This window comes from Myxococcus sp. NMCA1 (assembly GCF_026810205.1).
GTDB classification, from domain to species: Bacteria; Myxococcota; Myxococcia; order Myxococcales; family Myxococcaceae; genus Myxococcus; species Myxococcus xanthus_A.
Genome location: NZ_CP113950.1, coordinates 8,728,513 through 8,753,123, shown reverse-complemented (window position 1 = coordinate 8,753,123; position 24,611 = coordinate 8,728,513). Strand labels below are relative to the sequence as shown.

Here is a 24,611-nt window from a genome sequence, read left to right as displayed (position 1 = left end):
GGGTGTGCGGAAGGGCCGCTGGCCGCATCGAGGGGCGGGCCACCTGCCGGGCGCTGGAATTCCCCCTCCGGAATACTCGCGGAGTCCCTGGATACCGGAGTCGGGGCGCCCGAAGATGCGCGCCGGACTTGGCGGACGGTGGCCTCCGGCTATGCTGCCGCGCCCGGCAGCACCCCCATCCCTGCCCGTACGGAATTTTCCATGAGCTTTCGCCGCAAACTGCTGACCCTTGCCCTTGCCTCTTCCTCCCTGCTGGCCGCCTGCGTCGCGCAGCGTCCGTTCTATCGCGACGTCGTCCAGCCCGCGGGCTCCTCGGTGACGGCCGGCACCCTGGTGGACCTCATCGTCCTGGACTCGGACACCAACCAGCCCGTGAAGGGCGCCAAGGTGCTCTGGGGCGAGGACTCCCGTTCGCGCGAGTCCTACATCACGGACGAGGATGGCCGGGTGTCCTTCGACGTGACGCCGGCGCTGCTGAAGGAGAACCCGCTGGTGGAGGTCGTGCTGCCCAAGGGCGTTCGGAGCTACCGCCTGCAGGTGGTGCCCGCGACGGATGCCGCCGCGCCCGAGGCTGCGGAGGCCCCTGCTGCCCCCGCGACCCCCGAGGCTCCCGCCGTGCCGGAGACGCCGGCGACGGAGGCTCCCGCCGCGGCGCCTGAAACCAGCAACTGAGTCCGTTCTCTCTTCCGCGCGAGGCTCAGCCGAGCTTCGCGTGGAGGAAGTCCACGGTGCGCTGCCACGCCTTCGCGGCGTTGTCCGGTGAGTAGACCTCCGGACGCGTGTCATTGAAGAAGGCGTGCTGTGCGTCGTAGCGGTGAATCTCCGTGGAGACGCCGCCGCTCTTCAGCTTCTGCTCCAGCACGTCCACCCGCGCGGGCGAGCACCATTCGTCATTCGTCGCGTAGTGCCCAAGCACGGGCGCGCGGATGCGCGACACGTCGGCGGCCTCCTCCGGCGGAATGCCGTAGAAGGGCACGGCGGCGTCGAGCCCCGGCTCATTCGCGGCGGCCAGCAACGTCAACGCGCCGCCCATGCAGAAGCCCATGATGGCCACCTTGGTGCCGGGCTTTCGCGCGCGCAGCGCCTCCACCGCGGCGCGCAGGTCCGCCGTGGCCTTGCCCCAGTCCAGGGACTTCAGCATCGCGTTCGCCTCGTTGGCGTCCTTCGTCACGCGACCTTCGTAGAGGTCCACCGCGAAGACGGTGAAGCCTTCACGCGCCAGCCGGTCCGCCACGTCGCGCGTGTGGCCGTTGAGGCCCCAGTACTCGTGGATGAGCACCACCGCTCCGGGCGCGTCGCCCTTCGGGGATTCACTCAGATAGCCCGCCAGTGCCTGGCCCTGCTTGCCGATGAGCTGCGTCTGTCCTGTCATGGCTTCACCCTTGCTAGGTCGTGGAAGGGGGCGCAGCTTAACGGCCGATTCCGCGAACGCGCGAGCGAACCCGCCGCCGTGCCCGCTTGGCGACAGAGGACCGGCATGTCGAAGGCATTCACGAAGGAGGACTCGGGCGACGACAGCGTGATGCCCGTCCGTCCACGCGCGTCCTCCGGGGAGAAGCGCTACATCACCCCGGAGGGCTACCGGGCGCTCCAGGAGGAACTGGCGGCGGCGCAGGGGCCGGACCCCAAGGCGGGTGAGTTCACGGAGCTGGAGGCGGGCGTGCGCCGCAAGGAGCGCGAGCGGCGCGCGCAGGAGCTGGCGGCGGTACTCGAGGAGGTGCGGGTGGTGGAGCCCGACGCCTCGCAGGCCGGCCGCGTCTTCTTCGGCGCCTGGGTGGAACTGGAGGACGAGGACGGCGGCCCGGTGCGCTACCGCATCGTCGGGCCGGACGAGTCCGACGTGAAGGCGGGGCGGCTGAGCGTGGAGTCGCCCCTGGCCCGGGCCCTGCTGGGCAAGGAGGTGGGCGAGTCCGTGGTGGTGGAGCGCCCCCGCGGCCCCGTGGAATTCACGGTGACGGCCGTGGACTACGCCGCGTCCTGAGCCGGGCTCAGCGCCTGGTGGCGATGACGGTGCTCAGCACCGAGAAGGGCTCCGGCATCAGGCCGTCGCGCACCTCGACGGTGAAGCCCTCCGCTTCGAGCAGCGCGCGGGCGCGGGGCACCAGGAACGTCAGGTAGTACATGACGAAGGGCGGCTTCCACAACGCGTTGCGCGCGCGCATGGCGGCGTTGAAGCCCTTGGCCATCCAGTAGCCCGGACGGAGCTTCGACGGCGGGTGCGCGGTGACGAAGAGGAAGCGGCCTCCGGGACGCAGCGCGCGGGCGACGCCACGCACGAGCTTCGGCTCGTCCTCTTCGAGGATGTGACCGAAGGCGCCGAAGCTGGTGACGACGTCGAACGCGCCGTCGAAGGGAAGCGCCAGCGCATCGCCCTGGCTGAACTCCAACGCCGCGGCGCCCGGCGCCTGCGCGAGCTGCTGGCGGGCCTCGTCGAGCATGCCCTGGCTGAGGTCGAAGCCCACCACGCGCTCCCGCGCGAGCGGGCGTAGGAAGCGCATGGCCGCGCCAGTGCCGCAGCACACGTCCAGCGCGCTGCTCACGCTTCCGGGCGCGCCCAACTGGGCAATGGCGGCCTCGAGCACCGCGTCTGGCGTGCGAAAGGGCGTGTACTCGAACTTGGGCGCGAGCAGGTCGTAGCCGTGCTCGACGGACGTGAGGGCCTGCGCGGCCAGCTCCCGGAGGGTGGGGCCCTTGCGGTGGAACATGGTGTCTCGGGGTGTATCGCACCCACACCGGCCCCTCCCTCTGAAAATGCGGCCGGTATTGGGCATTGAATGTTCCGTGGGGTGCCCCGTCAGAAGGTTCAAGCAGGACGATGGAGGAGGACGACAATGGCGCTCAAGACGGGTTTCGCGGTGCTGGCTTTCGGAATGATGTTCCTCGGCTCCACGGCCGCGCATGCGAAGGACGACAACGAGAAGTCGCGGTTCTCCCAGCAGCACCGGCATGACGGCCGCGGCGGCAACTTCGGTGTCCACGTGGACGCTCGCCGCCACCCGGGACCCGCGCCGCTGCCGCCGCCGCACGCTCGCGGCCGCTACGAACTGCAGACGGTGAACCGCTGGGTGCAGGGCCGCTACGAGCAAGTGTGGGTCCCCGAGGTGTGCCGCGAGCGGAACAACCGCCGCTCGCGGGTGACCCGGTGCACCGGGGGCTTCTACGAGCAGCGCTGGGTGCCGGCCCGCTACGAGCCGGTCCAGGAGTGGGTGTGGGTGACCTACGCTCCGGGCCGGGTGCACATGGCCAGCGCCGGCCGCCGCTAGACGATTCGAATCACGGGGGACCGCGCCGCGGGCGCGCCGGGATACGGGGGTAGCCCGGCGCGCCTCGTGGCAGCAGGTCCGCAGTGCCTTTCCCCGCCGGGCCTGTTACTGAATGCGCCGCATGGCGACCGCATTCATCACCGGGGCTGGCATCCGCATTGGCAGCGCGGTGGCTCGGGCGCTTGGGCGCGCGGGTTATGACCTGGCGCTCCATGCGAACCGCTCCCTTGAGCCGCTGGAAGCACTGGCGGACGAACTCCGAGGCCTCGGCCGTCGCGTCACCCTGCACGCCGCCGACCTGAGCCGCCCGGAGGCAGTGGACTCCCTGGCCGCGCAAGTGCGTGAGGCGTGGCCCGCGCTGGACGTGGTGGTCCACAACGCGGGCCTCTTCGAGCGCACCGACTTCGCCGCCATCTCCCGCGACCAGTACCGCACCATGATGGCGGTGAACCTGGACGCGCCCTTCTTCCTCACCCAGGCCCTGCTCCCCGCGTTGCGCGCCGGCAAGGACCCGTTGGTGGTGCACCTCACCGACGTCGGTGGGGAGCGGCCGGTGAGCCACTACGCGCACTATTCGGTGAGCAAGGCGGGCCTCATCATGCTCACCCGCGCGCTGGCGGTGGAGCTGGCCCCGCACATCCGGGTCAACGCCGTGTCGCCCGGCACGGTGGCCTTCCCCGAGGACTTCGACGCCGAGGCCCGCGACGCGGTGCTGCGCCGCATCCCCATGGGGCGCGAGGGCAACGTCGAGGACATCGCCCGCACCGTCGTCTTCCTCGCCCGCGAGGCGCCGTACATCACCGGGCAGGTCATCGCCGTCGATGGCGGCAGGAGCGCACAGCTATGAGCGCCGAACACGCATTCCATCCCCCCGTCGTCACGACGCCGGACGGCCGCCCGCTGGACGTCATCGAGCTGCGGGGCCTCACGGTGGACTGCATCGTGGGCATCTTCAACAGGGAGCGCATCGCGGCCCAGCCGCTGCGACTGGACGTGGCCCTGTTCCTGGACACTCGCGCCGCCGCGGTGGGAGGCAGGCTGGCGCACACGGTGAACTACGGCCGGCTCGCGGGGGAGCTGCGCTTCCTGCTGGAGGCCTGCCGCTTCGAACTGCTGGAGTCCGCCGTCGAGACGGTGTGCCGCTACGTGCTGGCGCCGCCCACCGACGACGTCCCGCGCGCGCAGGTCCATTCTGCCACGGTGCGGGTGACGAAGCCGCTGGCGCTGGGCGGGTTGGCGGTGCCGTCGCTCCAGATTCACCGGACGGCCGCGGAGATGGTGTACGGCCGGGAGGAGAAGGGCTTTGGCCGCGTGGACATCATCCACGAGGGCGCGGGCTATGGCGTCTACCGGCTGCGGGTGAAGCCGGGAGGCTGCATCCCCACGCACGTGCACCAGCAGATGGAGGAGAGCGAGCTGGTGCTGGGCTCGGGGCTGCTGCTGCAGTTCAAGCCGGTGGCCCGGGGCATGGCCTTCCACTGGCCGCGCGGCTTCCTGCACCGCTACGACAACCCTTCATCCACGGAGCAGACGGTGCTCTGTGTGGACAGGCCGGGCTTCATCTCGTCGGACGAGGTGGAGACCGAGCCGCCGCCGGAGGGTCTGCTGCCCGTCACCGGCCACTCCTATTACCCGCTGGATGAGCCCGCGGCGCCGGGCTCTCCCGCGGAGCACCAACCGTGAGCGGGGCCGTGTCTTCAAGGAGCGCCTTCCATGCGTGAGGTGGGCACGCGCAAGGTGCTCGTCACTGGCGGTGGGACGGGTATTGGCCGCGCGGTGGCGGAGGCCCTGCTGCGCGCGGGGGGGCAGGTGGTGGTGGTGGGCCGGCGCGCGGAGGTGCTGGAGTCGCTGACGACAGCATGGCCGGGACAGGCCTTCGCGCTGCCGTGTGACCTGGCCTCGCTGGAAGCCCGCGAGGGTCTGCTTCGCCGTGCCGCCGGGTTGCTGGGAGGGCTGGACGGCTTCGTCCACAGCGCGGGGCAGGTGGTGCACCAGCCGCCGGGCCACATCGGCGAGGACGCGCTGCGCGCGCAGCTCGAGGTCAACCTCATCGCGCCGCTGCGGCTGGGCGAGCAGGCACTGGAGGTGCTGGAGCCGGGTGGGGCGCAGGTGTTCATCGCGTCCACGCTGGCCACGAGGCCCGTCGTCACCAGCGCGGTGTACAGCGCGGCGAAGGCGGGACTCCTTCAGGTGATGAAGGTGCTGGCGTTGGCGGGTGCGGCGCGAGGCGTGCGTGCCAGCGCGGTGCTGCCGGGCGTGGTGGAGACGGACATGGTGCGCGAGGTGCGCCTGGCTCCCGGCGAGGGGCCGCTGTCCGAGCCCGAGTACACGCGGCGGCAGGATGCCCAGCTTGCGGGCTTGCGGGCGCTGCATCCGCTCGGACGGCTGGGGCGCCCCGAGGACGTAGCCGAGGCGGTGCGCTACCTGCTGGGCGCGTCGTGGATTTCCGGTTCCGAGCTGGTGCTGGATGGAGGGCTACTGCTGCGGGAGTGAGCGCGGTATGACGTGGCCTCGGCTCAGAAGAACGACGGGATGCTCCTCGACAGACGGTTTCAGCTCTTCGTGGTGTTGGTGGGGGTGTTCGTCACCTCGCTGGTGGTGGGCGACATCATCAGCGTGAAGCTGTTCGAGGCGAAGGTGGGGCCGGTGGTGGCGGTGATGTCCATCGGCATGCTGCCCTTCCCGGTGACGTTCCTCCTCACGGACATCCTCAACGAGTTCTACGGGAAGAAGGCGGCCCGCTTCGTGACGTGGGTGGGCTTCTTCATGGCCATCTTCGCGTTCGTGGTGATTGCCATTGCCGTGCAGGTGCCGTGGGCGCCGCTGACGCGTGCGCCGGACTTCACGGGCGCGGTGGAGGGCTCGTTCAACAACGTCTTCGCCGGCTCACAGCGCTTCCTCGTCGCGTCGATGATTGCGTACCTGGCGGGCCAGTTCTGCGACATCGCCATCTTCAACGGGCTCAAGCGACTGACGCGCAACCGGCTCTTGTGGGTGCGGGCGACGGGCTCCACGCTGGTGTCGCAGCTCATCGACACGGTGGTGGTGCAGTACGTGGCGTGGACGGGGGTGCTGCCCAACTCCGCCATCCTCGACATCATCTACACGTCCTACGTGGTGAAGTTGCTGGTCACGGTGGGCCTGACGCCCTTCATCTACCTGGGCCACGCCTTCGTCGAGCGCAAGCTGGGCATCGCCCCCGTGGTGCTAGGGGAGAATGGCGAACCCATCGCCCCGCCCGCGCCGCCCGTCACCCCGGAAGAGCAGCCCCGCGCCGCCTGAGCGCGCGAGGCTCAGCGGCTCAGCTTCCCCGCTGCACCAGCGGCGTGAGGATGTCCGTCCAGTGGGAGAAGATGGAGAAGTGCCCGCCGCCAGGAAAGAAGCGGGGCACCGCGCGCGGAATCCGGTTCGCCAGGTACCGTCCCATCTGCGTCGGGACGATGCTGTCTCCCTCCCAGTACCAGAGGTCCACCTCCGTCCGAATCTCCTCCAGGGGGACGTTCCACGGCTGCGCGAGGATGTGGGCCTCGCGCCGCATGCCCGCCACGCCCTTGCGCGTGGCCTCGTACCGCCAGCCCTGCACCTGCGCGGCGATGCGCGGGTCCGCGAGCACCGCGCGGTCATCCGCCGACGCCTGGGAGCGCAGCCCCGCCAGCGCTCGCGCGGGATTGGCGCGCACCTGCCGGTCATGCATGGCCATCAATGGATGCAGCAGCCACTCCGGCCACGCGGCCATGGTGTACGCGTTGCGGTAGTCCCGGTTCACCCCCGCCATGGCGCCCGGCCGGGCCAGGGGCGCCGCGCCGGAGACGAGCGCCGCGCGGGTGATGCGCTCACCCAGCTTCCACGCGGACGCGGCGACATAGGGGCCACCGGCTGACACGCCGAAGAGGGCGAAGCGGCCAATCCTCAGCGTGTTGGCCAACTGCTCCAGGTCATCGGGGAAGTCGAGCAGCGTGCGCCCGGGCTGGTAGTCCGACAGGCCATAGCCCGGCCGGTCCGGAGTGATGAGTCGCACGCCCAACGCGTGGGTGAGCCGGTCATCCGGATGGCGCATGTGGCGCGAGCCCGGATTGCCGTGGATGAAGAAGACGGGCAGGCCGCTCAAGTCTCCAGACTCGACGTACGCGAGCCGCCGGCCATCCCGCAGGTGGACGGTGCCTTCGCGGACCTGCACGCCCATGGCTTCAGTGTCGGACGAGACGTTCATGGCTCCATCGGCTTCGAGCGCGCGCCAATCCACGCGGAAATAGAGGGCCACACCTTCGTCGCGCCCTTGCTGGAGGCGGACAGGCCGATGTGGCCCACGGGGTAGCGCCGCGTCTCACAGTCCTTCGAGCTGACCAGGGAGGGCAGCGGCTCGCTCATCGCCGGCAGCGCGATGGTGTCGTGCTCGGCGATGACGTTGAGGATGGCGCACTCGATGCGGCGCAGGTCCACGCGCTCGCCGCCCACTTCCATGAGGCCCTGGGGGAAGAGGTTCTGCTGGTAGCAGTCCTTGATGTACTGCCGGTACACCTCGCCCGGGAAGGGCACGGGGTCCGCGCCCCAGCGCTCCATGGCGAGGAACGTGGTGACGAACTCCGGGTCGTCGATGCGGCGGCACACCTCCAGCCAGCGGGTGAGGCGCTGCACCGGCGCGGCCATGAGGAAGCCGCTCTCCAGCACCGGCGTGGGCACGTTGCCGTAGGCATCCACCAGTGAGTCCACGTCGAAGTGGTTGGCGGACGTCCACAGCGTGTAGAGGCCGCCCTTGCTGAAGTCCACCGGCGTGGCCTGGGCCACCAGGTTGCGGACGCCCTCGGGATACAGGGACGTGTACGCCAGGGCCATGGTGCCGCCCATGCAGTAGCCGTAGAGCGTCAGGTCCCGGCTCTTGCTCACGCGCAGCGTCCACCGCACCGCCGTCTGGATGAGTCCGCCGAGCAGGTCATCCCACGTGAGCCGCTCCTCGTCCTGTCCTGGCACACCCCAGTCGATGGCGTAGACGTCATAGCCCTCGCGAGTGAGGTGCTCGATGAGGCTGCGCCCTGGCAGGAAGTCGAGGATGTACCAGCGGTTGATGAGCGAATAGACGAAGAGGATGGGTGTGCGGTGGCGCCGGCGCGGGGCCGCGTAGCGCAGCAGCCGCATGCTGCCGCGCGTGTACACGACCGTGTGCGGCGTGGCGCTGATGGGCGGCTCGCGCACGCCCGAGGCCCTTTCGATGAAGGGCTTGAGGTACGGGTACGGATTGAAGGGCTGCGACTTGAGCGCGTGCGCGACGGCGCGGGTCAGCTCGACCTGGCCGGTGACGAAGGAGCGAAGACGCTGGGGCGTGGACGCGGTCATGTCAGCGGCGGCGCTTGGAGGGCGCGCGCTCCTTGGGCGTGGGCTCGGGGGACTCAGGCTCGGGCTCCGCGCCTTCCTGCCGGTGGAGCAGGTCCACCACCAATTCCAACTGGGTGCCGAGCGCCTCCACCTGGTCATTCATCCGGCGGAGCTGGTCGCGCAGGTTCTCCACCTCCGAGGTGGTGGGCAGGCGCAGGGTGCGCAGCGCGCCTTCCACCAGGCCATTGCGGCGGATGCGGGCGTTGAAGCCCTGGCGCATGAGGGAGCCACTCACGCGCAGGTACGCGGGGCTCTCGGTGACCTTGGCGGCCGCGCGGGTGAGGCCCTGCTCGGCGCGGGTGAAGACCTTGCCGGTGCGCGTGTCAGGGTGCGTGAGATGGCCCAGCAGCTTCAGTCCGCGGGCGAGGAGCCCCTGGGACGGCGGCGGTCGTTCCGGATGACTCATGGGGACAGGTTATCCCAAGGCGCACCCTGGATTCGATTCAGCCCTGCCGCTTCACCGGCAGGGGTCCGAAGGACTGTGACACCGGCATCAGCGACATGACGTTGATGTTCACGTGCGCGGGCCGCGTGGCCACCCAGTGCACCGCGTCCGCGATGTCCTCGGGCGTCAGCGCCTGGGTGTTGGCGTAGATGGACGCGGCGCGTGTGTCGTCGCCCTTGAAGCGGACGTTGGAGAACTCCGTGCCGCCCACCAGGCCGGGCTCGATGTCCGTCACGCGAACGGCGGTGCCGTGCAGGTCCGCGCGGAGGTTGAGGCTGAACTGGTGCACGAAGGCCTTGGTGGCGCCGTACACGTTGCCGCCCGGGTAGGGCCACTCCGCCGCCACAGAGCCCATGTTGACGACGTGGCCCCGGTTGCGCGCCACCATGCCGGGCAGCACCGCGTGCGTGCAGTACAGGAGGCCCTTCACGTTGGTGTCCACCATCGTGTCCCAGTCCTCCACGCGCGCCGACTGCGCCAGGTCCAACCCCAGCGCCAGGCCCGCGTTGTTGACCAGCACGTCCACCTCGGCGAACTCCGCCGGCAGCGAGCGGATGGCCCGCTCCACGGCCTCACGGTCCGTGATGTCGAGCGTCAGGGGGAGCACCCGCTCGCCCAGCTCCGCGCGCAGGGCCTCCAGCCGCTCGGTGCGCCGCCCGGAGGCGATGACGCGCGCGCCGTCCTGGATGAAGCGGCGAGCAATGGCCAAACCGAATCCTGCGGTGGCCCCGGTAATCAGAACGTTCATGGCAGTCCCCTCGTGGAGCCAGCCCCGCGAGGGTCCGGCTCAGTCGTCTTCGCCTTGATAGATGCAGCCACTGGTGCACGTCTCACGCACCACCACCCGGCTGAGCAGGGGCAGGCCCGGACGCAGGCGCTTCCAGATCCACCGCGACAGGTTCTCGCTGGTGGGGTTCTCCAGACCTTCCACCTCATTGAGGTAGTAGTGGTCCAGCTTCAGCCGCAGGGGCTCGAAGGCATCCTTGATGTCGGTGAAGTCTATCACCCACCCGGACTGCTCGCCCGCCGGGCCACGCACGTGGACTTCCACCCGGTAGCTGTGGCCGTGAAGCCGGCTGCACTTGTGCCCAGGCGGCACGTTGGGAAGCCGGTGCGCGGCCTCGAAGGTGAATTCCTTGAAGATGTCCAAGGTGTCTCCTGACAGCGGGTGGAAGGCGGCTCATATCCCGCGCGTTCCTCCCGACGTCAAGGTACGCCCTGCCTCCCTGAAACACCGGCATGTCTCGCCCCGCCGCGCGCCCACGCGCCCGGGGACGCCCGGCTCGGCCCTTCGCTCTGTGTGAAAAATCCCCGGGAATATTCCCGCGCGCGTTGCACACATCACACTTCAGCTCCCCGTGAAGGCCCACCTGTCGGTGAAGCGGAGCATCCGTCCCAACCCCGCGAAACCACGTTTCCTGTCTCCTCCCTCTACGTCCCGGCAGGCAGGGGTTGCCGCGCTCGGAGGGAATGAACAGCGCGGGGCTCGGAATTGGCGGCCGTCCTCGCGAGCGCCTCCCGCGCCGCGACCCACACCAGGAGTCCGCCAGGATGCGCAACCGCTCGCCGTGGTCCACGGCCCTCTGCTCCGCTGCCCTGCTGTCCTTGTTGGCCTGCAATGGGAAGGGGGAGCTCACCCAGGAAAGTGGCTCACCTCCGGGCTCCAGCGAGACGCCGTCGACGGGCAACCCGTCCGTTCCCGGCACACCTCCCACCAACGATGACGACGACACGACGAACCCTGGAACGTCGGAGCCTCCACCCGTCATCGTCGACATCCCGGATCCGACCCCTCAGCCAGAGCCCCAGCCCCAACCACAGCCAGAACCGGAGCCTCCGCCTGAACCCGAGCCCGTGCCCCAGTACTCGCGCATCCTCTGGGTGGCGCCCAACGGCAGTGACAGTGCTTCCGCCACGGAGACGGCGCCGCTGCGAACGGTGACGCGCGCGCTGGAGTTGGTGCGGCCGGGCGAGGCCATCTACCTGAAGACGGGCACCTACGCCGAGCGCCTCAAGCTGGAGGAGAAGGGCGGCTCGGCGTCCAACCTGCTCACGCTGCGGGCCGCGCCGGGCGCGAAGCCGGTGCTGAAGCCGTCCGGCAGTGGCTCCGCCATGGTGGACGTGCGCGGTGCGTACTGGAGCATCGAGGGGCTCACCATCGACGCGGCGGGCAATGCCTCCTTCGCGGTGCTGTTCCGCGGCGTGGGTTCCCACCACGGCGTGCTGCGCGGCTCCACGCTGAAGAACGGCACCGCGGGCGCGGGCGTCAACGTGTGTGAGAAGGCCAGTGATGTCCTCATCGAGGGCAACACCATCTCCCACTTCAACCGCAACGGAGATGACAGCCACGGCGTCATCGTCCAGACGACGGCGCGCAACGTGGTGGTGCGTGGCAACGACATCCACCACAACTCCGGGGACGCGGTGCAGTGCATCGGCCCCGAGGGCGGCGCCACCATCTCCGGCACGCCCTTCGACAACCTCCTGGTGGAGGACAACGAGCTGCACGAGAACCGGGAGAATGGCGTCGACGTGAAGACGTGCACCCGCGTCACGCTGCGCGGCAACATCATCTGGGGCCACAAGACGTCATCCACCTCGCGCGGCGAGGGCGTGGTGGTGCACCTGTCCGCGAAGGACGTCACCCTGGAGGACAACGTCTTCTACAACAACGGCCGCGCCATCAGCATCGGCGGGGTGCGCCAGGGCTCGCCGCCCACCAACATCGTCATCCGCCGCAACCTGGTGCGGGACGGCCTGGGCGGCGGTGAGGAGGGCAGCGGCATCCGCGTGGACACGACGTCGAACGTGAAGGTTCACCACAACACCGTCTGGAACATGCCCGGGCCGTGCCTCACCTTCGGTCATGGCGACACCGGGGCCAGCGCCAGCCTGGATGTGCGCAACAACGTCTTCTCCGGCTGTGGGGTGGCGGTGCGCGGCGGCCCCGGGCGCTCGGGGGCGGTGGTGGACGCCAACCTCTACTTCCGCAATTCGGGCTCGGCCCTCTTCCGGCTGAACGGCGTGGACATGGGCTTCTCGCAGTGGCGCTCGCAGAGCGGGCTGGACGGCCGCTCCCAGGAGAAGGCCCCTGGCTTCGTCAACATCGACACCGGGGACTTCCGCCTGGGGTCGGGTTCGCCCGCCCTCAACGCGGGGCTGTCGCTGGGGTTGACCTGGTGCGGGCCAGGCCCGGACCAGGGCGCTTTCGAGTCGGACTGCCCCTGAGCCGTCAGGGCGTGTAGAGTGGGGGCCCCTTCTGCCCTGGACCCCACTCTCCACGTGCCGTCCTCGCTGGAATTCGTATCAGGCATCTCCCTGGTGCCCTCGGACTCACCCGCGCGGGAGCTGCTGGCCGCGGCCGCCGCGCGTGCGGGTTTACGCGTGGTGGGCGGTCTCGAAGAGGCCTCCCTGGCGCTGGTGGACCTCACCGCGCCGGGAGGGCTCTCCGCGGGGCAGGCCCTGCTGGACGCCGCCCTCGCCGCCCACCTCACGTTGGTGGTGCTGGTGGCACCGGGCGAAAGCCACTTCGCCGCGGCGCAGTCCCTCAAGCCGGCGGACGTCCTCACCGCGCCGGTGGCCATGCACGAGCTGGCCTGGCGGCTCCAGTGCGCCGCCGAGCGCCACTTGGAGCGCGAGGAACAGGCGCGCAGCCAGGAGGACCTGGCACTCCTCCTGGAGCTCACGGCGGACTACGCGGAGACGTCCGACGTGGAGGTGCTGCTGCACGGCGTCACCCGGCGGCTGGCGGAGAAGCTGGACATCGCGCGCGCCACGCTGGTGATGCTGGGGCGCAGCGCGGATGAGGGCATCATCGTCGCCGCCAGCGATGACCCCACGCTCAAGGACCTGCGCATCGACCTGTCGCGCTACCCCGAGATTCGCGAGGTGATGCGAACGGGCAAGCCGGTGGTGATGCAGGAGGCCTCCACCCACCCGTTGCTGGGGGACGTGGAGCGGCGCGCGGTGGCCGCCCGGGGCATCCACGCCATCGCCGCGCTGCCGCTGCCCATCCGCGGGCAGGTGCGCGGCGTGCTGCTGCTGCGCGCGGCGGGACGGCGGCGCACCTTCACGCCTCGGGAAATCGACTTCCTCACCACCGTGGCGCACGCCACCGCGGTGGCCCTGCGCAACGCGTCCGTGCTCCAGTCCGTGCGCGGGCAGACGGAGGCGGAGAAGACGGCCCGCCTGGCCGCGGAGGAGCAGGCGGCCTCGTTCAAGCCGTACCAGCTCTTTTTCGCGCACGTCAGTGAAGGCGTGGCCATCCTCGACGACAAGGCCTGCGTGCTGTCGCTGAATCCGTCCGGCGCGGCCATGCTGGACGTGGACGCCCCCGACGCGCGGGGCCGCCACCTGCACCAGGTGACTCAGCCGGTGGATGAGAACGTGCTGATGGAGCTGGTGACCACCGCCGCGCGCGGCGAGGCCCGCTCCGGCGCGGACGTGCAGGTGTGCACCCGCACGGGGCGCCGCCTGACGCTGTCCATGTCCGCGGCGCCGCTGCGTGACGAGGAGGCGGCCACCATCCTCTCCTTCCGCGACGTCACGGACGCGCGAAGGCTGGAGGACGAGCTGCTCCAGACGAAGGACTTCCTGGAGCGGCTCATCGACTCGTCGGTGGACGCCATCATCGCGGCCGACCTGAAGGGGCGCATCATCCTCTTCAACAAGGGCGCGGAGGCGCTGTGCGGCTACACCGCGCAGGAGGCCCTGGGCGGCGGCCTCTCCGTGCACCAGCTCTATCCGCCGGGCGTGGCGAAGCGGGTGATGGCCATGATTCGGGCGCCCGAGCACGGCGGCAAGGGCCGGCTGTCCCTCATCCGGGAGGAGCTGGTGCACCGCTCCGGTGAGCGGGTGCCGGTGAACCTGACGGCCTCCATCGTCTACGAAGGGGGGCGTGAGGTGTTCAGCGTGGGCATCTTCACGGACATGCGCGCGCGCATGCAGCTGGAGCGCAAGCTGTCCGACGTGGAGACGCGGCTGGAGGAGAGCGAGAAGAGCGCGGTCATCGTCGCGCTCGCTGGCACCGCCGCGCACGAGCTGAACCAGCCGCTCACCTCGGTGATGGGCTACGCCGAGCTGCTGAAGCGGAAGCTGAAGGAAGACGACTTCGCCTGGAAGCCGGTGGACATCATCTACCGCGAGGCGGAGCGCATGGCGGAAATCGTCCGGAAGATTGGGAAGATCACCCGCTACGAGACGAAGTCCTACATGGGGGCGCAACAGATTCTCGACCTGGACAAGGCCACCTCCCATGAAGACTGAGACCCGAGCCGTGCGCATCGCCGGCGGCCCTGCCCCCGAGTCCTTCCAGGCCCTGTTCGAGGCGCTCGACGCCCCCGCGGCCATGTGCGACCCGGCCCTGCGCCTGGTCGCCGTCAACGACGCCTTCCGCCGCTTCTGCGCCGACCAGCACGCGTCCGTGGAGGAAGTGGCGCGCACCCTGTCCGGCGCCAGCGTGCCGGCGGATGGCGCCAGCTGCGACGTGGAGCTCTTGCCCGACCTGCCCGGCGTGGTGCTGACGCTGTCCCGCCGGGGCGACGTGGTGGCCGTCCGCGCGCGCAACGAGCCGGAGCTGTCTCGCAACCGGCTGGTGGTGGCGGAGCGGGCCCTTCTGGAGCAGGCGCGCACCGAAGGCGTGCTGCTGGACCTGGGCCGCAGCGTGGCCGAGGCCGGCGGCGAGGAGGAGCTGGTCGCCGCGGTGGCGCGCGGCGTGAAGGAGCTGTTCCCCGGGCGTTCGTTCTGCATCCGCATCACCGACTCGCGGACGGGCGGCCTCACGTCGCTCTACGCGGAGGGGCGGCTGAAGGAAGGCGCGCACGAGCCGTTGGTGCTGATGGAGCGCGCGGTGGAGAAGACGAGCCTGGACCGCGCGTCCCTGCCCGTGGACCGCGTGGTGGTGCTGGGCGAAGTCCCGCTGCTGTTCCAGGACAGCACCCATGGCGTGAGCGCGCCGCTGGTGGCCAGCGGGCAGCTCTTCGGCGCCATCAACATGGAGTACCCGGCGGACTTCGTCTCCGACGTTCCGCATGACGAGCGCGTGTTGCTCCAGCTCGCCAACCAGGTGGCGGTGGCGGTGAAGAACGCGAAGCTCATCGATGAGCTGACGTTCGTCCGCAAGTACCTGGAGGACCTGCTGGAGAAGGCCAACGCCCTCATCCTGGTGGCGAACCGGGACAAGCAGGTCGTCGTCTTCAACCAGGCGCTGAGCGCGCTCACCGGCTTCGGCAAGGAAGAGGTGCTGGGCCGCGACTTCTTCTCGCTCATCCCGGAGAGCGAGCACCTGCGGCTCAACCAGCTCATCGCCGCGGCGATTCGCGGCGAGCCGGTGAACAGCTTCGAGACACGGCTGATGACGAGCAGCGGAGCGGAGGTGCGCGTCTCCTTCGCGACCTCCTCCAAGCTTTCCCAGCACGGGGAAGTGGAAGGCGTCATCGCCATCGGTCAGGACATCACGGTGGTGAAGGAGCTGGAGAAGCGCATCATCCACGCGGAGAAGCTGGCCTCCATCGGTCAGCTCGCCGCCAGCGTGGTGCACGAAATCAACAACCCGATGACGGCGGTGGCCACGTACGCGGACGCGCTGCTCCAGCGCTCGCGGATGACGCCGGGGGCCAACCCGGCGGACCAGGAGAAGCTGCGCAAAATCCTGGAGAGCAGCCACCGCATCCTCCGCTTCACGCGAGACTTGGTCAGCTACGCGCGCCCGGCGCAGGACCGGCCGGAGCGGGTGCAGCTCAACGCCGTCGTGGACATGGCGGTGGGCTTCTGTGAGCACGTGGTGGCCCAGGCGCGCGTCAGCATCCATCGCGAGTACAGCGAACTGCCACCCCTGTCCGCCGTGCGCGCCAACCTGGTGCAGGTGTTCGTCAACCTCATCACCAACGCGTGCCACGCGATGCCGCCGGGAGGCTCCGTCATCCTGGCCACGGGCCGTGACGGGCAGGACGCGGTGGTGAAGGTGCGCGACACGGGCACGGGGATTGAGTCCAAGCACCTGCAGCGCATCTTCGAGCCCTTCTTCACCACCAAGCCGGAAGGGAGGGGCACCGGCCTGGGGCTCTCCATCTGCCAGGGCATCGTGGAGAACCACGGTGGCCGGCTGACGGTGGAGAGCACCATGGGCGAGGGCACCACCTTCATCGTGCGCCTGCCGCTCCAGCAGGGCTGAGCCCGCGCTCAGTCCCGCATGTAGTGGCAGGTGTAGCCGCCCGGGTTCTTCACCAGGTAGTCCTGGTGGTAGTCCTCGGCGGGGGTGAAGGCGCCCGCGGGCACAATCTGCGTGATGACGGGTCGGGGCCACTTCTTGGAGGCATCCACCCGCGCCTTCACTTCCTCGGCGACGCGCTTCTGGGCGTCGGACAGGTAGAAGATGGCGGAGCGATACTGCGTGCCCACGTCATTGCCCTGACGGTTGAGCGTCGTCGGGTCGTGCATGCGGAAGAACCACTGCTCCAGCAGCGTCTCGTACGTCAGCCGGGTGGGGTCGAACACGACGCGCACGGATTCAGCGTGGCCCGTCTTGCCCGAGCTCACGTCGCGATACGTGGGATTGCGGAAGGCGCTGGAGCCGCCCGTGTAGCCCACCTCCGTCTGGACGACGCCGGGAATCTTGCGCAGCAGGTCCTCCATGCCCCAGAAGCACCCGCCCGCCAGCAGCGCCGTCTCCGTGAAGGGCGAGGCGTCCTGGCGCTTCGTGCCGGCGGCCGGAACGGGGCGGCCGAAGAGTGGCAGCCAGGCTCCATAACCCTCCTTCGCCAGGTCATTCACCGCGACGAAGCGCAGGGCCGCGGAGTTGATGCAGTAGCGTGTTTTCGCGGGCGGGGGCCCGTCCCCGAAGACGTGGCCCAGGTGTGAGCCCGCGGCCTTCGAGCGCACCTCCACGCGCTCCATGCCCTGCGTGCTGTCCCGCTTCTCGACGACGCGAGCGCTGTCCACCGGGCGAGTGAAGCTGGGCCAGCCGGTGCCGGAGTCGAACTTGTCGCGCGAGGAGAAGAGGGGCTCGCCGCTCACCACGTCGACGTAGAGGCCCTCTTCGTGGTGGTTCCACAGGGGATTACGGAAGGCGGGCTCCGTGGCTCCCTGCTGCGTCACCGCGTAGGCCAGCGGGGACAAAGTGCGCCGCAGCTCGGCGTCCGAGGGCTTCTCGTAGCGGCGGGTGTCCTGGATGGTGGGGCCTGGCGCGGTGGGCGCGGCCCCGCGGGCCTCGGTGCACGCGGACAGCACGGCGAGCGCCGCAAGGGCCAGCGGAATGAGCCGGCGGGCCAGGGACGAGGATGTGGAGGCGGTGGGCATGGACGCGAGCTCCGGAAGTTCCCGCGAGTGCGGGTGCTTCTGTGTGTACGCGCGAGGCCCCGAGGTGGTTTCCGTGGCGGTGTCACCGGGCCTGGGCTCGCCGGGCATGCTGGCGGGCGCCCCGCGGAGACGTCCTGTGCCACACGCGCACGTGAGCGCCTCCGTTCCTATGTAGCGGCGGCCGGCTCCCGGCGCTCCACCACGTCACCGCCACGAGCCGATTCCTTCTGGCCCCGGCGCATCGTCACGACTCGCCGCTGGCCTTGTCCTCGTCGTCCAGCTCGCGGGTGAACTCCTCGTTCGTGAGCAGGCCCTTGCGCGCCATGATGCGCATCAGCGCCCAGAACTTCCGCTCCAGCTCCTCGACGCGATCAGTGTCTTCCCGCGCCTGTCCGAAGAGGTAGTCCAGATCGTCCAGCACGCCGCCCGCGTTCGCCACGGCGGCCTTGGGCTTCGCGGCGCCGCCCTGTCCGCGCTTCTGCTTGCTCTGCTCCTCGCGGGCGCGAATCAGCTCCGCCAGGGACGTGCGCTGCGTCGCCTCGCCGGGCGGCAGCTCCTCGCCGATGATGACCTCCTCGTCATCCTCTTCGGGCGGCGGCGCCGTGGGGCGTGTCACTGGCGGCGCGGCCTTCACCGGCTTCGCGGCGGGCCTCGCGGGCGCGGGGCGGCTGGCGGAGGGCGAGGCCACCGGCACCTTGTGGTAGTAGCGGAGGATGGCGCTGCGCACGGTGGACAGCGGCGCCACGCGCGGGCTGACCTTGAGGCCGGTGGTGAACTCAATCTCCTCCACCGCCGTCACGTTGAGCGGATCACTCATCGCCACCACGAGCTGCTTGCGCCCGCCCGTGCTCTCCAGTGCGATGGGGAACAAGTCGTGCTGTTCGCAGAAGCGCGCGCGCAGCATGTGCACCGCCGCCCACTCTGGCGTGGTGGCCGCGAGGTCCACTCGCGGCAGCCCCAGGGCCTGGCTCAGCGCGTCCGCGAGCGTGGCCTCCGTGATCGCACCCTGCGCGATGAGGGTGGCCCCCAGTCGTTGTCCTGATTTCCGGTGAGCCGCGAGCCCCGCCTCGAGCTGGGCGACGCTGATCGCCCGCTGCTCCAACAGGAGCTCGCCAATGCGCTTCCTCGCCATGAATCCGGCCTTAACACGCGCGACGAAACCCAGGAAGCGAGCGCGGTGTCACATCCGGAGGCACTTGGGAATACCCCCGAAAATGCCCGCAATGCTGCTTGGAGGACGGCCTGGCAAGAGGGGGCTCAGCGCAAAATTCCTGTGAGATTTCAGCACTTAACGCCACTGCCCCTGCCTTGACACCCCAGACGCCCATTCCTAAAGTCGGCACACCGTTTTCAACATCCATTCCTGCCGCCCAACCGGGTGGACCGTCCGCTCGGGGGGACGTCAGGTCTGGAAGGTCCGCTAGAGCGGGCCAAGCTGCCTGTGGAGGCAACACTCGATGAACCTGGCGTCTGTGACGAACCTGACCGTGCTGGCGAATGTCGGCGGCCCTCAGCGGGGCTTCTTCGAAGAAGTCGCCATGCGCTGGGAGGCCGGCCAGTGGGGTATGTACCCCATTGCCGCCTGCCTCATCGTGGCACTCGCCATCATGGTCGAGCGAAGCATCATCCTTTTCGGCAAGGCCTCCATCAACAAGGAGGCCTTCCTTCGTGGCCTGAAGAAGCACATCTACGCCGGTGACCTGGACAAGGCCATCAACTACGTGGCTGGCCAGAAGTCCACGCCGCTGACGAACGTCATCAAGGCCGGCCTGATGAACGTTCCGAAGGGCAACGACGAGGTCCAGGCCGCGCTCGACGAGGCCAGCCTCCGCGAGACGCCGAAGATCGAGGCCCGCACCGGTTACCTCGCCATGCTCGGCAACGCGGCGATGCTCGCCGGTCTGCTCGGAACGGTGTCCGGTCTCATCGCCTGCTTCGAGGCCGTGGCCAACGTGAACCCGGCCGACAAGGCGACGATTCTCGCCAACGGTATTTCTGAAGCCATGAACTGCACCGGCTTCGGTCTGCTCACGGCCATCCCGGCGCTGATCTCCTTCTCCGTGCTGACGGGCCGCACGCAGAGCCTCATCAACGACATCAACGAGACCAGCGTCTCCGTCCTCAACCTCATCGTGGCCAACAAGGACAAGTTCAAGAACCTGAACGTCCCCACGTCGGCTCGCGACGAGGAGTAGGAAGTCCTTCGGGAACCCGGAGTCCGGGCGCGCTGGCCTGTCCCCACGGGTGTGGGGACGCGCGGCGCGCTCCCATCAGTCTCACCGGCGCTCACTGAGCGCGGCCGAAGGAGAAGAACGCCATGGCCGGCGGAATGGACACAGGTGGAGGCAAAGGCGGCAAAAAGTCGCTCGACACCTCTATCAACCTCACGGCTTTCATCGACCTGATGGCGGTGACCATCAGCTTCCTCATCATGACGGCGGTCTGGACCCAGATTGGCCGGCTCCAGGTTTCGCAGGCGGGTGGCCCCTCCACGGAGGAGGAGCAGCAGCAGGAAGAGCAGACCAAGACGGTCCAGCTCAACCTGCTCATCACGCCCACGGAGCTGCGGCTGACCGCGGACCAGAGCGCCTTCGAGCCGATTCCCCTCACCAAGGATGCGAAGGGCAAGACGGACCTGTCCAAGCTGGTGGCGCGCTTCAAGGAACTGAAGGCGCAGCTGCCGGACCAGTCCGCCATCACCCTGCAACCTGAAGACAAGGTCCGCTACGAGGACCTGGTCCGTATCATCGACGAGTGCATCGGCTCTGGGCTGCCCCAGGTGTCGGTGTCCGCGGCGATGGGCTAGCCGCTCACGGAGCTCACGACACGTCATGGCCATTCAGGTTCCAGGCAAGCGATACGGCAAGCGGCTCCAGCACTCCAAGGTGTTCGGGCACGGCGCGGCCGCGAAGAAGAGCGGTTACTCCGACCTTCTCATCACCCCGCTGGTCGACATGTTCATCATCATCGTGCTCTTCCTCATCGCGAACTTCTCCGCGACGGGCGAGGTGCTGAACATGACCAAGGACATCGAGCTTCCCGAGGCGGTCAACGTCCAGGAAGTGGAGATGCACCCGGTGGTGATGGTCTCCGGTGAACAGATCAGCGTCTCCGGCACCATCATTGGCCGCGTGGAGGACTTCACCAAGGACGAGTACCTCAACATCCCGTCCTTGGAAGAGAAGCTCCGCGACATGAAGAAGCAGTACGAGGACCTCCACTCCATGGCGCAGGACACGGCCAACACCTTCAAGGGCGACATCAACATCCAGGCCCACAAGGACGTGGAGTACTCCATCATCAAGCGGGTGATGTTCAGCTGCGCCACGGCGGGCTACAACAACATCAACTTCGCGGTGATTACGGCGGGCGGTGGCGACGCGGAGAAGGACGCCAGCGCCAAGGCCACCCCGTAGCTTCCAGGTGATTGGGCCTTTGGGCCCCGCGACGCCCTGGTCCTCGTGGCCAGGGCGTTTTCGTTTTTGAAGAAGGACTCGTCTTCATGCTGCTTCGTGCCGTCATCTTCGACCTGGATGGGACCCTGGTGGACTCGCTGGGGGACATCGCCGATGCGACGAACCACGCGCTGGCCCACCACGGCCTGCCCACCCATCCGGAGTCCGCCTACCTGCGCTTCGTGGGCAGCGGTGTCCGGGAGTTGATTCGCCGGGCGGTGCCTTCGGGGCAGGACGCGCTCATCGAGCCGGTGTTGGCCACCTACAAGGCCTACTACGACGACCACCTCTTCGACCGGACCGCGCACTACCCGGGCATCCCGGAGATGCTGACCGCGCTGGCCGCGCAGGGCACGAAGCTGGCGGTGCTCAGCAACAAGTCAGACGACTTCGTGAAGCGCCTGGTCGCACGCCTGCTGCCACGGGTCTCCTTCGCCGCCGTGTACGGTGAGCGGCCAGAGCTGCCGCGCAAGCCGGACCCGACGGCGGCGCTGGCGTTGGCCTCGGAGCTGGGCGTACCGCCCGCGGCCTGCGGCTTCGTGGGGGACACGTCCATCGACATGGACACGGCGCGCGCGGCGGGGATGTACGGCGTGGGCGTGGCCTGGGGCTTCCGCGAGGTGCACGAGCTGAAGGCCCACGGCGCGCGCGTGGTGGCCGCCACCGCGGCGGAGTTGCTGGCGGCGCTGCGGGATGCGAGGCCTTGAACAGGAGGAAGACCCATGAACGTTGATGCCTCGCATCGCAGGCCCCGTGCGCTCGTCTGGCGGCGGTTGCTGTCTCCCGGCAGTGAGTACTTCGAGCTGCGAGAGCGCCCGGATGGGTGGGTGCTCGCGGGCTCGGTGGTGCTCGTGGACAACGGGCTGCCGCACTTCGTGGAGTACACCATCACCACCAACGCGGCGTGGGAGACCCAGGAGGTCCACGTCCTGCGCCGGAGCGGGGAGGGCGAGGCACGGCTCCAGCTCCGCGCGGACGCGGAGCGACGCTGGTGGAAGGGCGAAGAGGAGCTGGTCCACCTCCGAGGCTGCTCGGACATCGACGTGGCGTGCACGCCGTCGACCAACACCCTGCCCATCCGCCGACTTGGGTTGGGCGTGGGACAGGCGGCGGACGTGCGTACCGCGTGGATTCGCATCCCCAACCTTGCGCTGGAGGTGCTGCCCCAGCGCTACACGCGGCTCACCCCGACGCGTTACCGGTACGAGAGCAACGATGGCCGCTTCGTCGCCGAGGTGGACGTCGACGCGCACGGGCTGGTGACGAACTATCTCCCTGGCTGGGAGCGCATCGCCGTCACCGGGGACTGACGCCGGCGGGCGCACTCCAGTCCCGCTTCGCTGTTGAGTAGAGGGCGGCGACCCTGAGCGGTGTGTTGCTCCGGCGACCCATGTCCCCATGCGGCCGCCATTCGAAAAACGGCTGCGTACAGTGCGGAGCCCATGCGAGCTCCGATGTGCCGCCGCTCCTCCGCAGTGAGACGCGCCGTGGTCCTGACCACGGCGTGGGTACTCGGTTGTGGGCGCTCGCCTTCCTTCGGGGAGCGAGAGCCCTTCATTCCCCCGGACACCGAGGAGGTGTTGGCGCGCGTGCCGGCCGTCGGTGTGGATGCGCGCGCCCGCGAGCGTGCCGCGCTTCGCAAGGCCCTGGCCGGGCACGCCGGACAGTTGGACATGGCGCTGCGCCTGGCGCGGTTGGAAATCGAGGCGAGCCGCGTGTTGGGAGAGCCTCGCTACCTGGGCCGCGCACAGGCGGCGCTGCGTCCGTGGTGGGACCTGGCCACGCCGCCGCCTGGCGTGCGGCTGGTACGCGCCACCTTCCACCACGCGCGGCGCGACTTTCCGGCGGCCTTGGAGGACCTGGACGCGGTGGTGAAGGAGGACCCCGGCAACGTCGACGCCTGGTTGCTGCGCGCGGAGGTGTTGGGGATTCGAGGCGAGCATGCCGAGGCGGCCCGCAGCTGCGCGAGGCTCACCGCGTTGACCGCTTCGTTGACGGTCGCGGTGTGCGAGGCCCGGGTGCGAAGCCTCGCGGGGCATTCGCGCAAGGCGCACGCGCTCCTGTCGGAGGCGCTGCGGCACAGCGGGCACGGTCAGGAGACGCGCACGCGCGCACTGGCCACGCTGGCGGAGGCCGCCGCGCTGGCGGGGGATGCCGGTCTGGCGGAGCGTTACTTCCTCCGGGCGCTCTCGCTGGATTCGAAGGACTACGCCGCACGCGCGGCCTACGCGGACCTGCTGCTGGACGCGGGCCGAGCGCGTGAGGCGGCCGTCGTGGTGATGGACCACACGCAGGACGACCGGTTGCTCCTGCGCCACGTGTTGGCGGAGAACGCGCTCGGGTCGTCTCGCGCGCCCGACGTCACCCACGCCTTGTCCCGCCGCTTCGAGGAGAGCCGCCTGCGGGGGGACAGCCTCCTCGCGCGCGAGGAGGCCCGCTTCGCGCTCCAGGTGGAGAAGGCGCCGGAGAAGGCGCTCCGGCTGGCGCAGGCCGTGTGGGCGTCACAGCGTGAGCCATGGGACGTGCGGCTGTTGATCGAAGCCGCGCTGGCGGCGGGCAGACCGGAGGCGGCCCGGCCCGCGCTGGACTTCCTTCAAGCGTCGGGCTGCGAGGACCCGGGGCTCGTCTTCCTGGCCGAGCGCGTGCGGAGTCTGCTGCCATGAGCCGCGTTGCCCTGCTGTCGCTCCTGCTGGCCTCCCTGTCCGCCCAGGCGCAAAAGCCGAGCGACAGCTACCTGCGACTGACCGAGGCGGACGGCCAAGGCATCTCCGGCCGGTGGGACGTGTCGCTCCAGGACCTGGACGACGTCCTCGGGTTGGACGCGAGCGGAGACGGCGCCATCACCTGGGGCGAGGTGCTGGCGCGCGAGGCCGACATCCGGCGCTATGTGCTCGGCCGGCTGGTGCTCGGGGCGGAAGGTGCGCCCTGTGCGCTCGTTTCCCAGGGCGGGCTGCACATCAGGCGGCACTCGGACGGGGCCTATGCGGTGCTGGACTTCGACGCGCGCTGCACCGGCTCCGCCGCGCGGCTGGACGTGGACTACACGCTGCTGTTCGACAGCGACCCGCTTCACCGGGGCATCGTGCGCGTGGGCGCGCGCGAGCCGCTTATCTTCTCCGCGTCCCAGCACTTCGCGCGGGTGCGCGTGCGGGACGAGTCTCCCTGGCGCACCGCGGAGCGCATGACGGTGGAGGGGGTGCTGCACGTCGTGACTCGGGCCGACCACCTGCTCTTTCTCTTCGCGCTGCTGCTGCCCTCCGTCCTGCGCCGTGACGCGGACGGGCGGTGGGTGGCCGTCTCGGATTTCGGCACGGCGTTATGGGATGTGGTGAAGGTGGTGTCCGCCTTCACCGTGGCGCACGCGTTGACGTTGGTGGCCGCCACGCTGGGCTGGGCATCCCTGCCGCCGCGCTTCGTGTCGGTCGCCATCGCGCTGGGCATCCTGGTGGCGGCGCTCGACAATGTCCGCCCGTTGGGGTGGGGGACTCGCTGGACGGTGGCCTTCGTGCTGGGGCTGCTGCACGGCTTCGGCTTCGCGTCGGTCCTGGCGGGAATGGGGCTGTCCGCGGGAAGCCTCGCGCTGGCGCTGCTGGGCTTCAACCTGGGCGTGGAGCTGGGACAGGTGGCCTTCGTGGCCGCGTTGCTGCCCCTGGCCTTCGTCTTGCGACAGGCGCCGCTCTACCGCCGCGCGGTCGTCGTGGGCGGCTCGGTGGCCATCGCGCTGCTGGCGTGCCTCTGGTTGGCGGAGCGCGCCCTGGGCCTGGGCGTGTCGGTTACCTGACA

Annotated in this window: 26 protein-coding genes; 17 read left to right on the top strand and 9 right to left on the bottom strand. The window is 69.6% G+C overall.

The genetic code is table 11. The features are described from left to right. Window positions 1-201 precede the first annotated feature (201 nt). A complete protein-coding gene (locus OZ403_RS36300) occupies window positions 202-672 on the top strand; it encodes a hypothetical protein (RefSeq protein WP_268782905.1) in 471 nt (156 codons plus the stop codon). A 25-nt stretch (window positions 673-697) separates the two neighbouring features. Here the strand turns inward: OZ403_RS36300 and OZ403_RS36295 are convergent, their stop codons facing one another. Continuing rightward, window positions 698-1,372 carry a dienelactone hydrolase family protein gene (locus OZ403_RS36295; RefSeq protein WP_268782904.1) on the bottom strand — a complete coding sequence of 225 codons (675 nt, stop codon included), beginning with the start codon at window positions 1,370-1,372 and terminating at the stop codon, window positions 698-700. 105 nt (window positions 1,373-1,477) lie between these two features. Between OZ403_RS36295 and OZ403_RS36290 the strand changes: the two genes are divergently transcribed. Then, complete coding sequence (locus OZ403_RS36290; protein WP_268782903.1) at window positions 1,478-1,981, top strand: GreA/GreB family elongation factor; 504 nt, start codon at window positions 1,478-1,480, stop codon at window positions 1,979-1,981. Between the two features lie 7 nt (window positions 1,982-1,988). Here the strand turns inward: OZ403_RS36290 and OZ403_RS36285 are convergent, their stop codons facing one another. Next, window positions 1,989-2,705, bottom strand: coding sequence for a class I SAM-dependent methyltransferase (locus OZ403_RS36285; RefSeq protein WP_140795768.1), 717 nt, complete (start codon window positions 2,703-2,705; stop codon window positions 1,989-1,991). 126 nt (window positions 2,706-2,831) lie between these two features. Between OZ403_RS36285 and OZ403_RS36280 the strand changes: the two genes are divergently transcribed. The 5 genes from OZ403_RS36280 to OZ403_RS36260 all read left to right on the top strand — a co-directional run bounded on the left by OZ403_RS36280 (window position 2,832) and on the right by OZ403_RS36260 (window position 6,545). Further along, on the top strand, window positions 2,832-3,263 hold the full coding sequence (locus OZ403_RS36280) for a hypothetical protein (protein ID WP_268782902.1): 432 nt from the start codon (window positions 2,832-2,834) through the stop codon (window positions 3,261-3,263). A 121-nt stretch (window positions 3,264-3,384) separates the two neighbouring features. After that, window positions 3,385-4,110, top strand: coding sequence for an SDR family oxidoreductase (locus OZ403_RS36275; RefSeq protein ID WP_140795766.1), 726 nt, complete (start codon window positions 3,385-3,387; stop codon window positions 4,108-4,110). Continuing rightward, entirely contained in the window at window positions 4,107-4,946 is an 840-nt protein-coding gene (locus OZ403_RS36270; protein WP_140795765.1) for a dihydroneopterin aldolase, read from the top strand. Before OZ403_RS36275 ends, OZ403_RS36270 begins: the two co-directional genes overlap by 4 nt. Window positions 4,947-4,976: 30 nt before the next feature. Beyond that, window positions 4,977-5,756: an SDR family NAD(P)-dependent oxidoreductase gene (locus tag OZ403_RS36265; protein ID WP_140800259.1), complete on the top strand. Its 780-nt coding sequence runs from the start codon at window positions 4,977-4,979 to the stop codon at window positions 5,754-5,756. A 39-nt stretch (window positions 5,757-5,795) separates the two neighbouring features. Beyond that, window positions 5,796-6,545 (top strand): queuosine precursor transporter, encoded by a 750-nt coding sequence (locus OZ403_RS36260; protein ID WP_268782901.1) that lies wholly within the window; start codon window positions 5,796-5,798, stop codon window positions 6,543-6,545. 19 nt (window positions 6,546-6,564) lie between these two features. Here OZ403_RS36260 and OZ403_RS36255 read toward each other — a convergent pair whose 3' ends face one another. Genes OZ403_RS36255 through queD form a run of 5 tightly spaced genes read right to left on the bottom strand, consistent with a single transcriptional unit; the run spans window position 6,565 to window position 10,228 of the window. Continuing rightward, complete coding sequence (locus OZ403_RS36255; protein ID WP_268782900.1) at window positions 6,565-7,473, bottom strand: alpha/beta fold hydrolase; 909 nt, start codon at window positions 7,471-7,473, stop codon at window positions 6,565-6,567. Further along, window positions 7,470-8,594, bottom strand: a complete 1,125-nt coding sequence (locus tag OZ403_RS36250; protein ID WP_268782899.1) for an alpha/beta fold hydrolase — start codon at window positions 8,592-8,594, stop codon at window positions 7,470-7,472. The genes OZ403_RS36255 and OZ403_RS36250 overlap by 4 nt, the downstream gene beginning before the upstream one ends. A gap of 1 nt (window position 8,595) precedes the next feature. Further along, window positions 8,596-9,039, bottom strand: coding sequence for a hypothetical protein (locus OZ403_RS36245; protein WP_140795760.1), 444 nt, complete (start codon window positions 9,037-9,039; stop codon window positions 8,596-8,598). Window positions 9,040-9,076: 37 nt separating this feature from the next. Beyond that, the gene (gene ydfG / locus OZ403_RS36240; RefSeq protein WP_140795759.1) at window positions 9,077-9,826 is read right to left on the bottom strand and encodes a bifunctional NADP-dependent 3-hydroxy acid dehydrogenase/3-hydroxypropionate dehydrogenase YdfG; all 750 of its coding nucleotides are present in this window, start codon (window positions 9,824-9,826) and stop codon (window positions 9,077-9,079) included. 39 nt (window positions 9,827-9,865) lie between these two features. After that, window positions 9,866-10,228 carry a 6-carboxytetrahydropterin synthase QueD gene (gene queD, locus OZ403_RS36235; RefSeq protein ID WP_140795758.1) on the bottom strand — a complete coding sequence of 121 codons (363 nt, stop codon included), beginning with the start codon at window positions 10,226-10,228 and terminating at the stop codon, window positions 9,866-9,868. Between the two features lie 401 nt (window positions 10,229-10,629). Here queD and OZ403_RS36230 point away from each other — a divergent pair, with 401 nt between their 5' ends. Genes OZ403_RS36230 through OZ403_RS36220 form a run of 3 tightly spaced genes read left to right on the top strand, consistent with a single transcriptional unit; the run spans window position 10,630 to window position 16,249 of the window. Beyond that, on the top strand, window positions 10,630-12,306 hold the full coding sequence (locus tag OZ403_RS36230; protein WP_268782898.1) for a right-handed parallel beta-helix repeat-containing protein: 1,677 nt from the start codon (window positions 10,630-10,632) through the stop codon (window positions 12,304-12,306). A gap of 54 nt (window positions 12,307-12,360) precedes the next feature. Further along, window positions 12,361-14,343, top strand: coding sequence for a PAS domain S-box protein (locus OZ403_RS36225; protein WP_268782897.1), 1,983 nt, complete (start codon window positions 12,361-12,363; stop codon window positions 14,341-14,343). After that, window positions 14,333-16,249 carry an ATP-binding protein gene (locus OZ403_RS36220; RefSeq protein WP_237080023.1) on the top strand — a complete coding sequence of 639 codons (1,917 nt, stop codon included), beginning with the start codon at window positions 14,333-14,335 and terminating at the stop codon, window positions 16,247-16,249. The genes OZ403_RS36225 and OZ403_RS36220 overlap by 11 nt, the downstream gene beginning before the upstream one ends. 8 nt (window positions 16,250-16,257) lie before the next feature. Here OZ403_RS36220 and OZ403_RS36215 read toward each other — a convergent pair whose 3' ends face one another. Then, window positions 16,258-17,373 (bottom strand): bifunctional methionine sulfoxide reductase B/A protein, encoded by a 1,116-nt coding sequence (locus OZ403_RS36215; protein ID WP_174258987.1) that lies wholly within the window; start codon window positions 17,371-17,373, stop codon window positions 16,258-16,260. A gap of 244 nt (window positions 17,374-17,617) precedes the next feature. Beyond that, on the bottom strand, window positions 17,618-18,505 hold the full coding sequence (locus OZ403_RS36210; protein ID WP_140795754.1) for a general secretion pathway protein GspE: 888 nt from the start codon (window positions 18,503-18,505) through the stop codon (window positions 17,618-17,620). A 325-nt stretch (window positions 18,506-18,830) separates the two neighbouring features. Here OZ403_RS36210 and OZ403_RS36205 point away from each other — a divergent pair, with 325 nt between their 5' ends. The 7 genes from OZ403_RS36205 (at window position 18,831) to OZ403_RS36175 (ending at window position 24,609) form a co-directional block, all read left to right on the top strand. Continuing rightward, window positions 18,831-19,568, top strand: coding sequence for a MotA/TolQ/ExbB proton channel family protein (locus OZ403_RS36205; protein ID WP_140795753.1), 738 nt, complete (start codon window positions 18,831-18,833; stop codon window positions 19,566-19,568). A 122-nt stretch (window positions 19,569-19,690) separates the two neighbouring features. Next, on the top strand, window positions 19,691-20,179 hold the full coding sequence (locus OZ403_RS36200; protein WP_140795752.1) for an ExbD/TolR family protein: 489 nt from the start codon (window positions 19,691-19,693) through the stop codon (window positions 20,177-20,179). A gap of 25 nt (window positions 20,180-20,204) precedes the next feature. Beyond that, window positions 20,205-20,789: an ExbD/TolR family protein gene (locus OZ403_RS36195; protein ID WP_140795751.1), complete on the top strand. Its 585-nt coding sequence runs from the start codon at window positions 20,205-20,207 to the stop codon at window positions 20,787-20,789. Between the two features lie 86 nt (window positions 20,790-20,875). Further along, a complete protein-coding gene (locus OZ403_RS36190) occupies window positions 20,876-21,535 on the top strand; it encodes an HAD family hydrolase (protein WP_268782896.1) in 660 nt (219 codons plus the stop codon). Window positions 21,536-21,550: 15 nt separating this feature from the next. Then, a complete protein-coding gene (locus OZ403_RS36185; RefSeq protein WP_140800255.1) occupies window positions 21,551-22,138 on the top strand; it encodes a putative glycolipid-binding domain-containing protein in 588 nt (195 codons plus the stop codon). A 177-nt stretch (window positions 22,139-22,315) separates the two neighbouring features. Next, on the top strand, window positions 22,316-23,491 hold the full coding sequence (locus tag OZ403_RS36180) for a hypothetical protein (RefSeq protein ID WP_237077769.1): 1,176 nt from the start codon (window positions 22,316-22,318) through the stop codon (window positions 23,489-23,491). Further along, window positions 23,488-24,609 carry a HupE/UreJ family protein gene (locus tag OZ403_RS36175; protein WP_140795747.1) on the top strand — a complete coding sequence of 374 codons (1,122 nt, stop codon included), beginning with the start codon at window positions 23,488-23,490 and terminating at the stop codon, window positions 24,607-24,609. Before OZ403_RS36180 ends, OZ403_RS36175 begins: the two co-directional genes overlap by 4 nt. Window positions 24,610-24,611: the final 2 nt, after the last annotated feature.

Coding starts and splice junctions, on each gene's coding strand:
- OZ403_RS36195 (WP_140795751.1), top strand. CDS start 20,205: ATGGCCATTCAGGTTCCAGGCAAGCGATACGGCAAGCGGCTCCAGCAC.
- OZ403_RS36175 (WP_140795747.1), top strand. CDS start 23,488: ATGAGCCGCGTTGCCCTGCTGTCGCTCCTGCTGGCCTCCCTGTCCGCC.
- OZ403_RS36220 (WP_237080023.1), top strand. CDS start 14,333: ATGAAGACTGAGACCCGAGCCGTGCGCATCGCCGGCGGCCCTGCCCCC.
- OZ403_RS36300 (WP_268782905.1), top strand. CDS start 202: ATGAGCTTTCGCCGCAAACTGCTGACCCTTGCCCTTGCCTCTTCCTCC.
- OZ403_RS36190 (WP_268782896.1), top strand. CDS start 20,876: ATGCTGCTTCGTGCCGTCATCTTCGACCTGGATGGGACCCTGGTGGAC.
- ydfG (WP_140795759.1), bottom strand. CDS start 9,826: ATGAACGTTCTGATTACCGGGGCCACCGCAGGATTCGGTTTGGCCATT.
- OZ403_RS36205 (WP_140795753.1), top strand. CDS start 18,831: ATGAACCTGGCGTCTGTGACGAACCTGACCGTGCTGGCGAATGTCGGC.
- OZ403_RS36230 (WP_268782898.1), top strand. CDS start 10,630: ATGCGCAACCGCTCGCCGTGGTCCACGGCCCTCTGCTCCGCTGCCCTG.
- OZ403_RS36200 (WP_140795752.1), top strand. CDS start 19,691: ATGGCCGGCGGAATGGACACAGGTGGAGGCAAAGGCGGCAAAAAGTCG.
- OZ403_RS36185 (WP_140800255.1), top strand. CDS start 21,551: ATGAACGTTGATGCCTCGCATCGCAGGCCCCGTGCGCTCGTCTGGCGG.
- OZ403_RS36280 (WP_268782902.1), top strand. CDS start 2,832: ATGGCGCTCAAGACGGGTTTCGCGGTGCTGGCTTTCGGAATGATGTTC.
- OZ403_RS36215 (WP_174258987.1), bottom strand. CDS start 17,373: ATGCCCACCGCCTCCACATCCTCGTCCCTGGCCCGCCGGCTCATTCCG.
- OZ403_RS36245 (WP_140795760.1), bottom strand. CDS start 9,039: ATGAGTCATCCGGAACGACCGCCGCCGTCCCAGGGGCTCCTCGCCCGC.
- OZ403_RS36290 (WP_268782903.1), top strand. CDS start 1,478: ATGTCGAAGGCATTCACGAAGGAGGACTCGGGCGACGACAGCGTGATG.
- OZ403_RS36255 (WP_268782900.1), bottom strand. CDS start 7,473: ATGAACGTCTCGTCCGACACTGAAGCCATGGGCGTGCAGGTCCGCGAA.
- OZ403_RS36260 (WP_268782901.1), top strand. CDS start 5,796: ATGCTCCTCGACAGACGGTTTCAGCTCTTCGTGGTGTTGGTGGGGGTG.
- OZ403_RS36270 (WP_140795765.1), top strand. CDS start 4,107: ATGAGCGCCGAACACGCATTCCATCCCCCCGTCGTCACGACGCCGGAC.
- OZ403_RS36275 (WP_140795766.1), top strand. CDS start 3,385: ATGGCGACCGCATTCATCACCGGGGCTGGCATCCGCATTGGCAGCGCG.
- OZ403_RS36210 (WP_140795754.1), bottom strand. CDS start 18,505: ATGGCGAGGAAGCGCATTGGCGAGCTCCTGTTGGAGCAGCGGGCGATC.
- OZ403_RS36250 (WP_268782899.1), bottom strand. CDS start 8,594: ATGACCGCGTCCACGCCCCAGCGTCTTCGCTCCTTCGTCACCGGCCAG.
- OZ403_RS36295 (WP_268782904.1), bottom strand. CDS start 1,372: ATGACAGGACAGACGCAGCTCATCGGCAAGCAGGGCCAGGCACTGGCG.
- OZ403_RS36285 (WP_140795768.1), bottom strand. CDS start 2,705: ATGTTCCACCGCAAGGGCCCCACCCTCCGGGAGCTGGCCGCGCAGGCC.
- OZ403_RS36265 (WP_140800259.1), top strand. CDS start 4,977: ATGCGTGAGGTGGGCACGCGCAAGGTGCTCGTCACTGGCGGTGGGACG.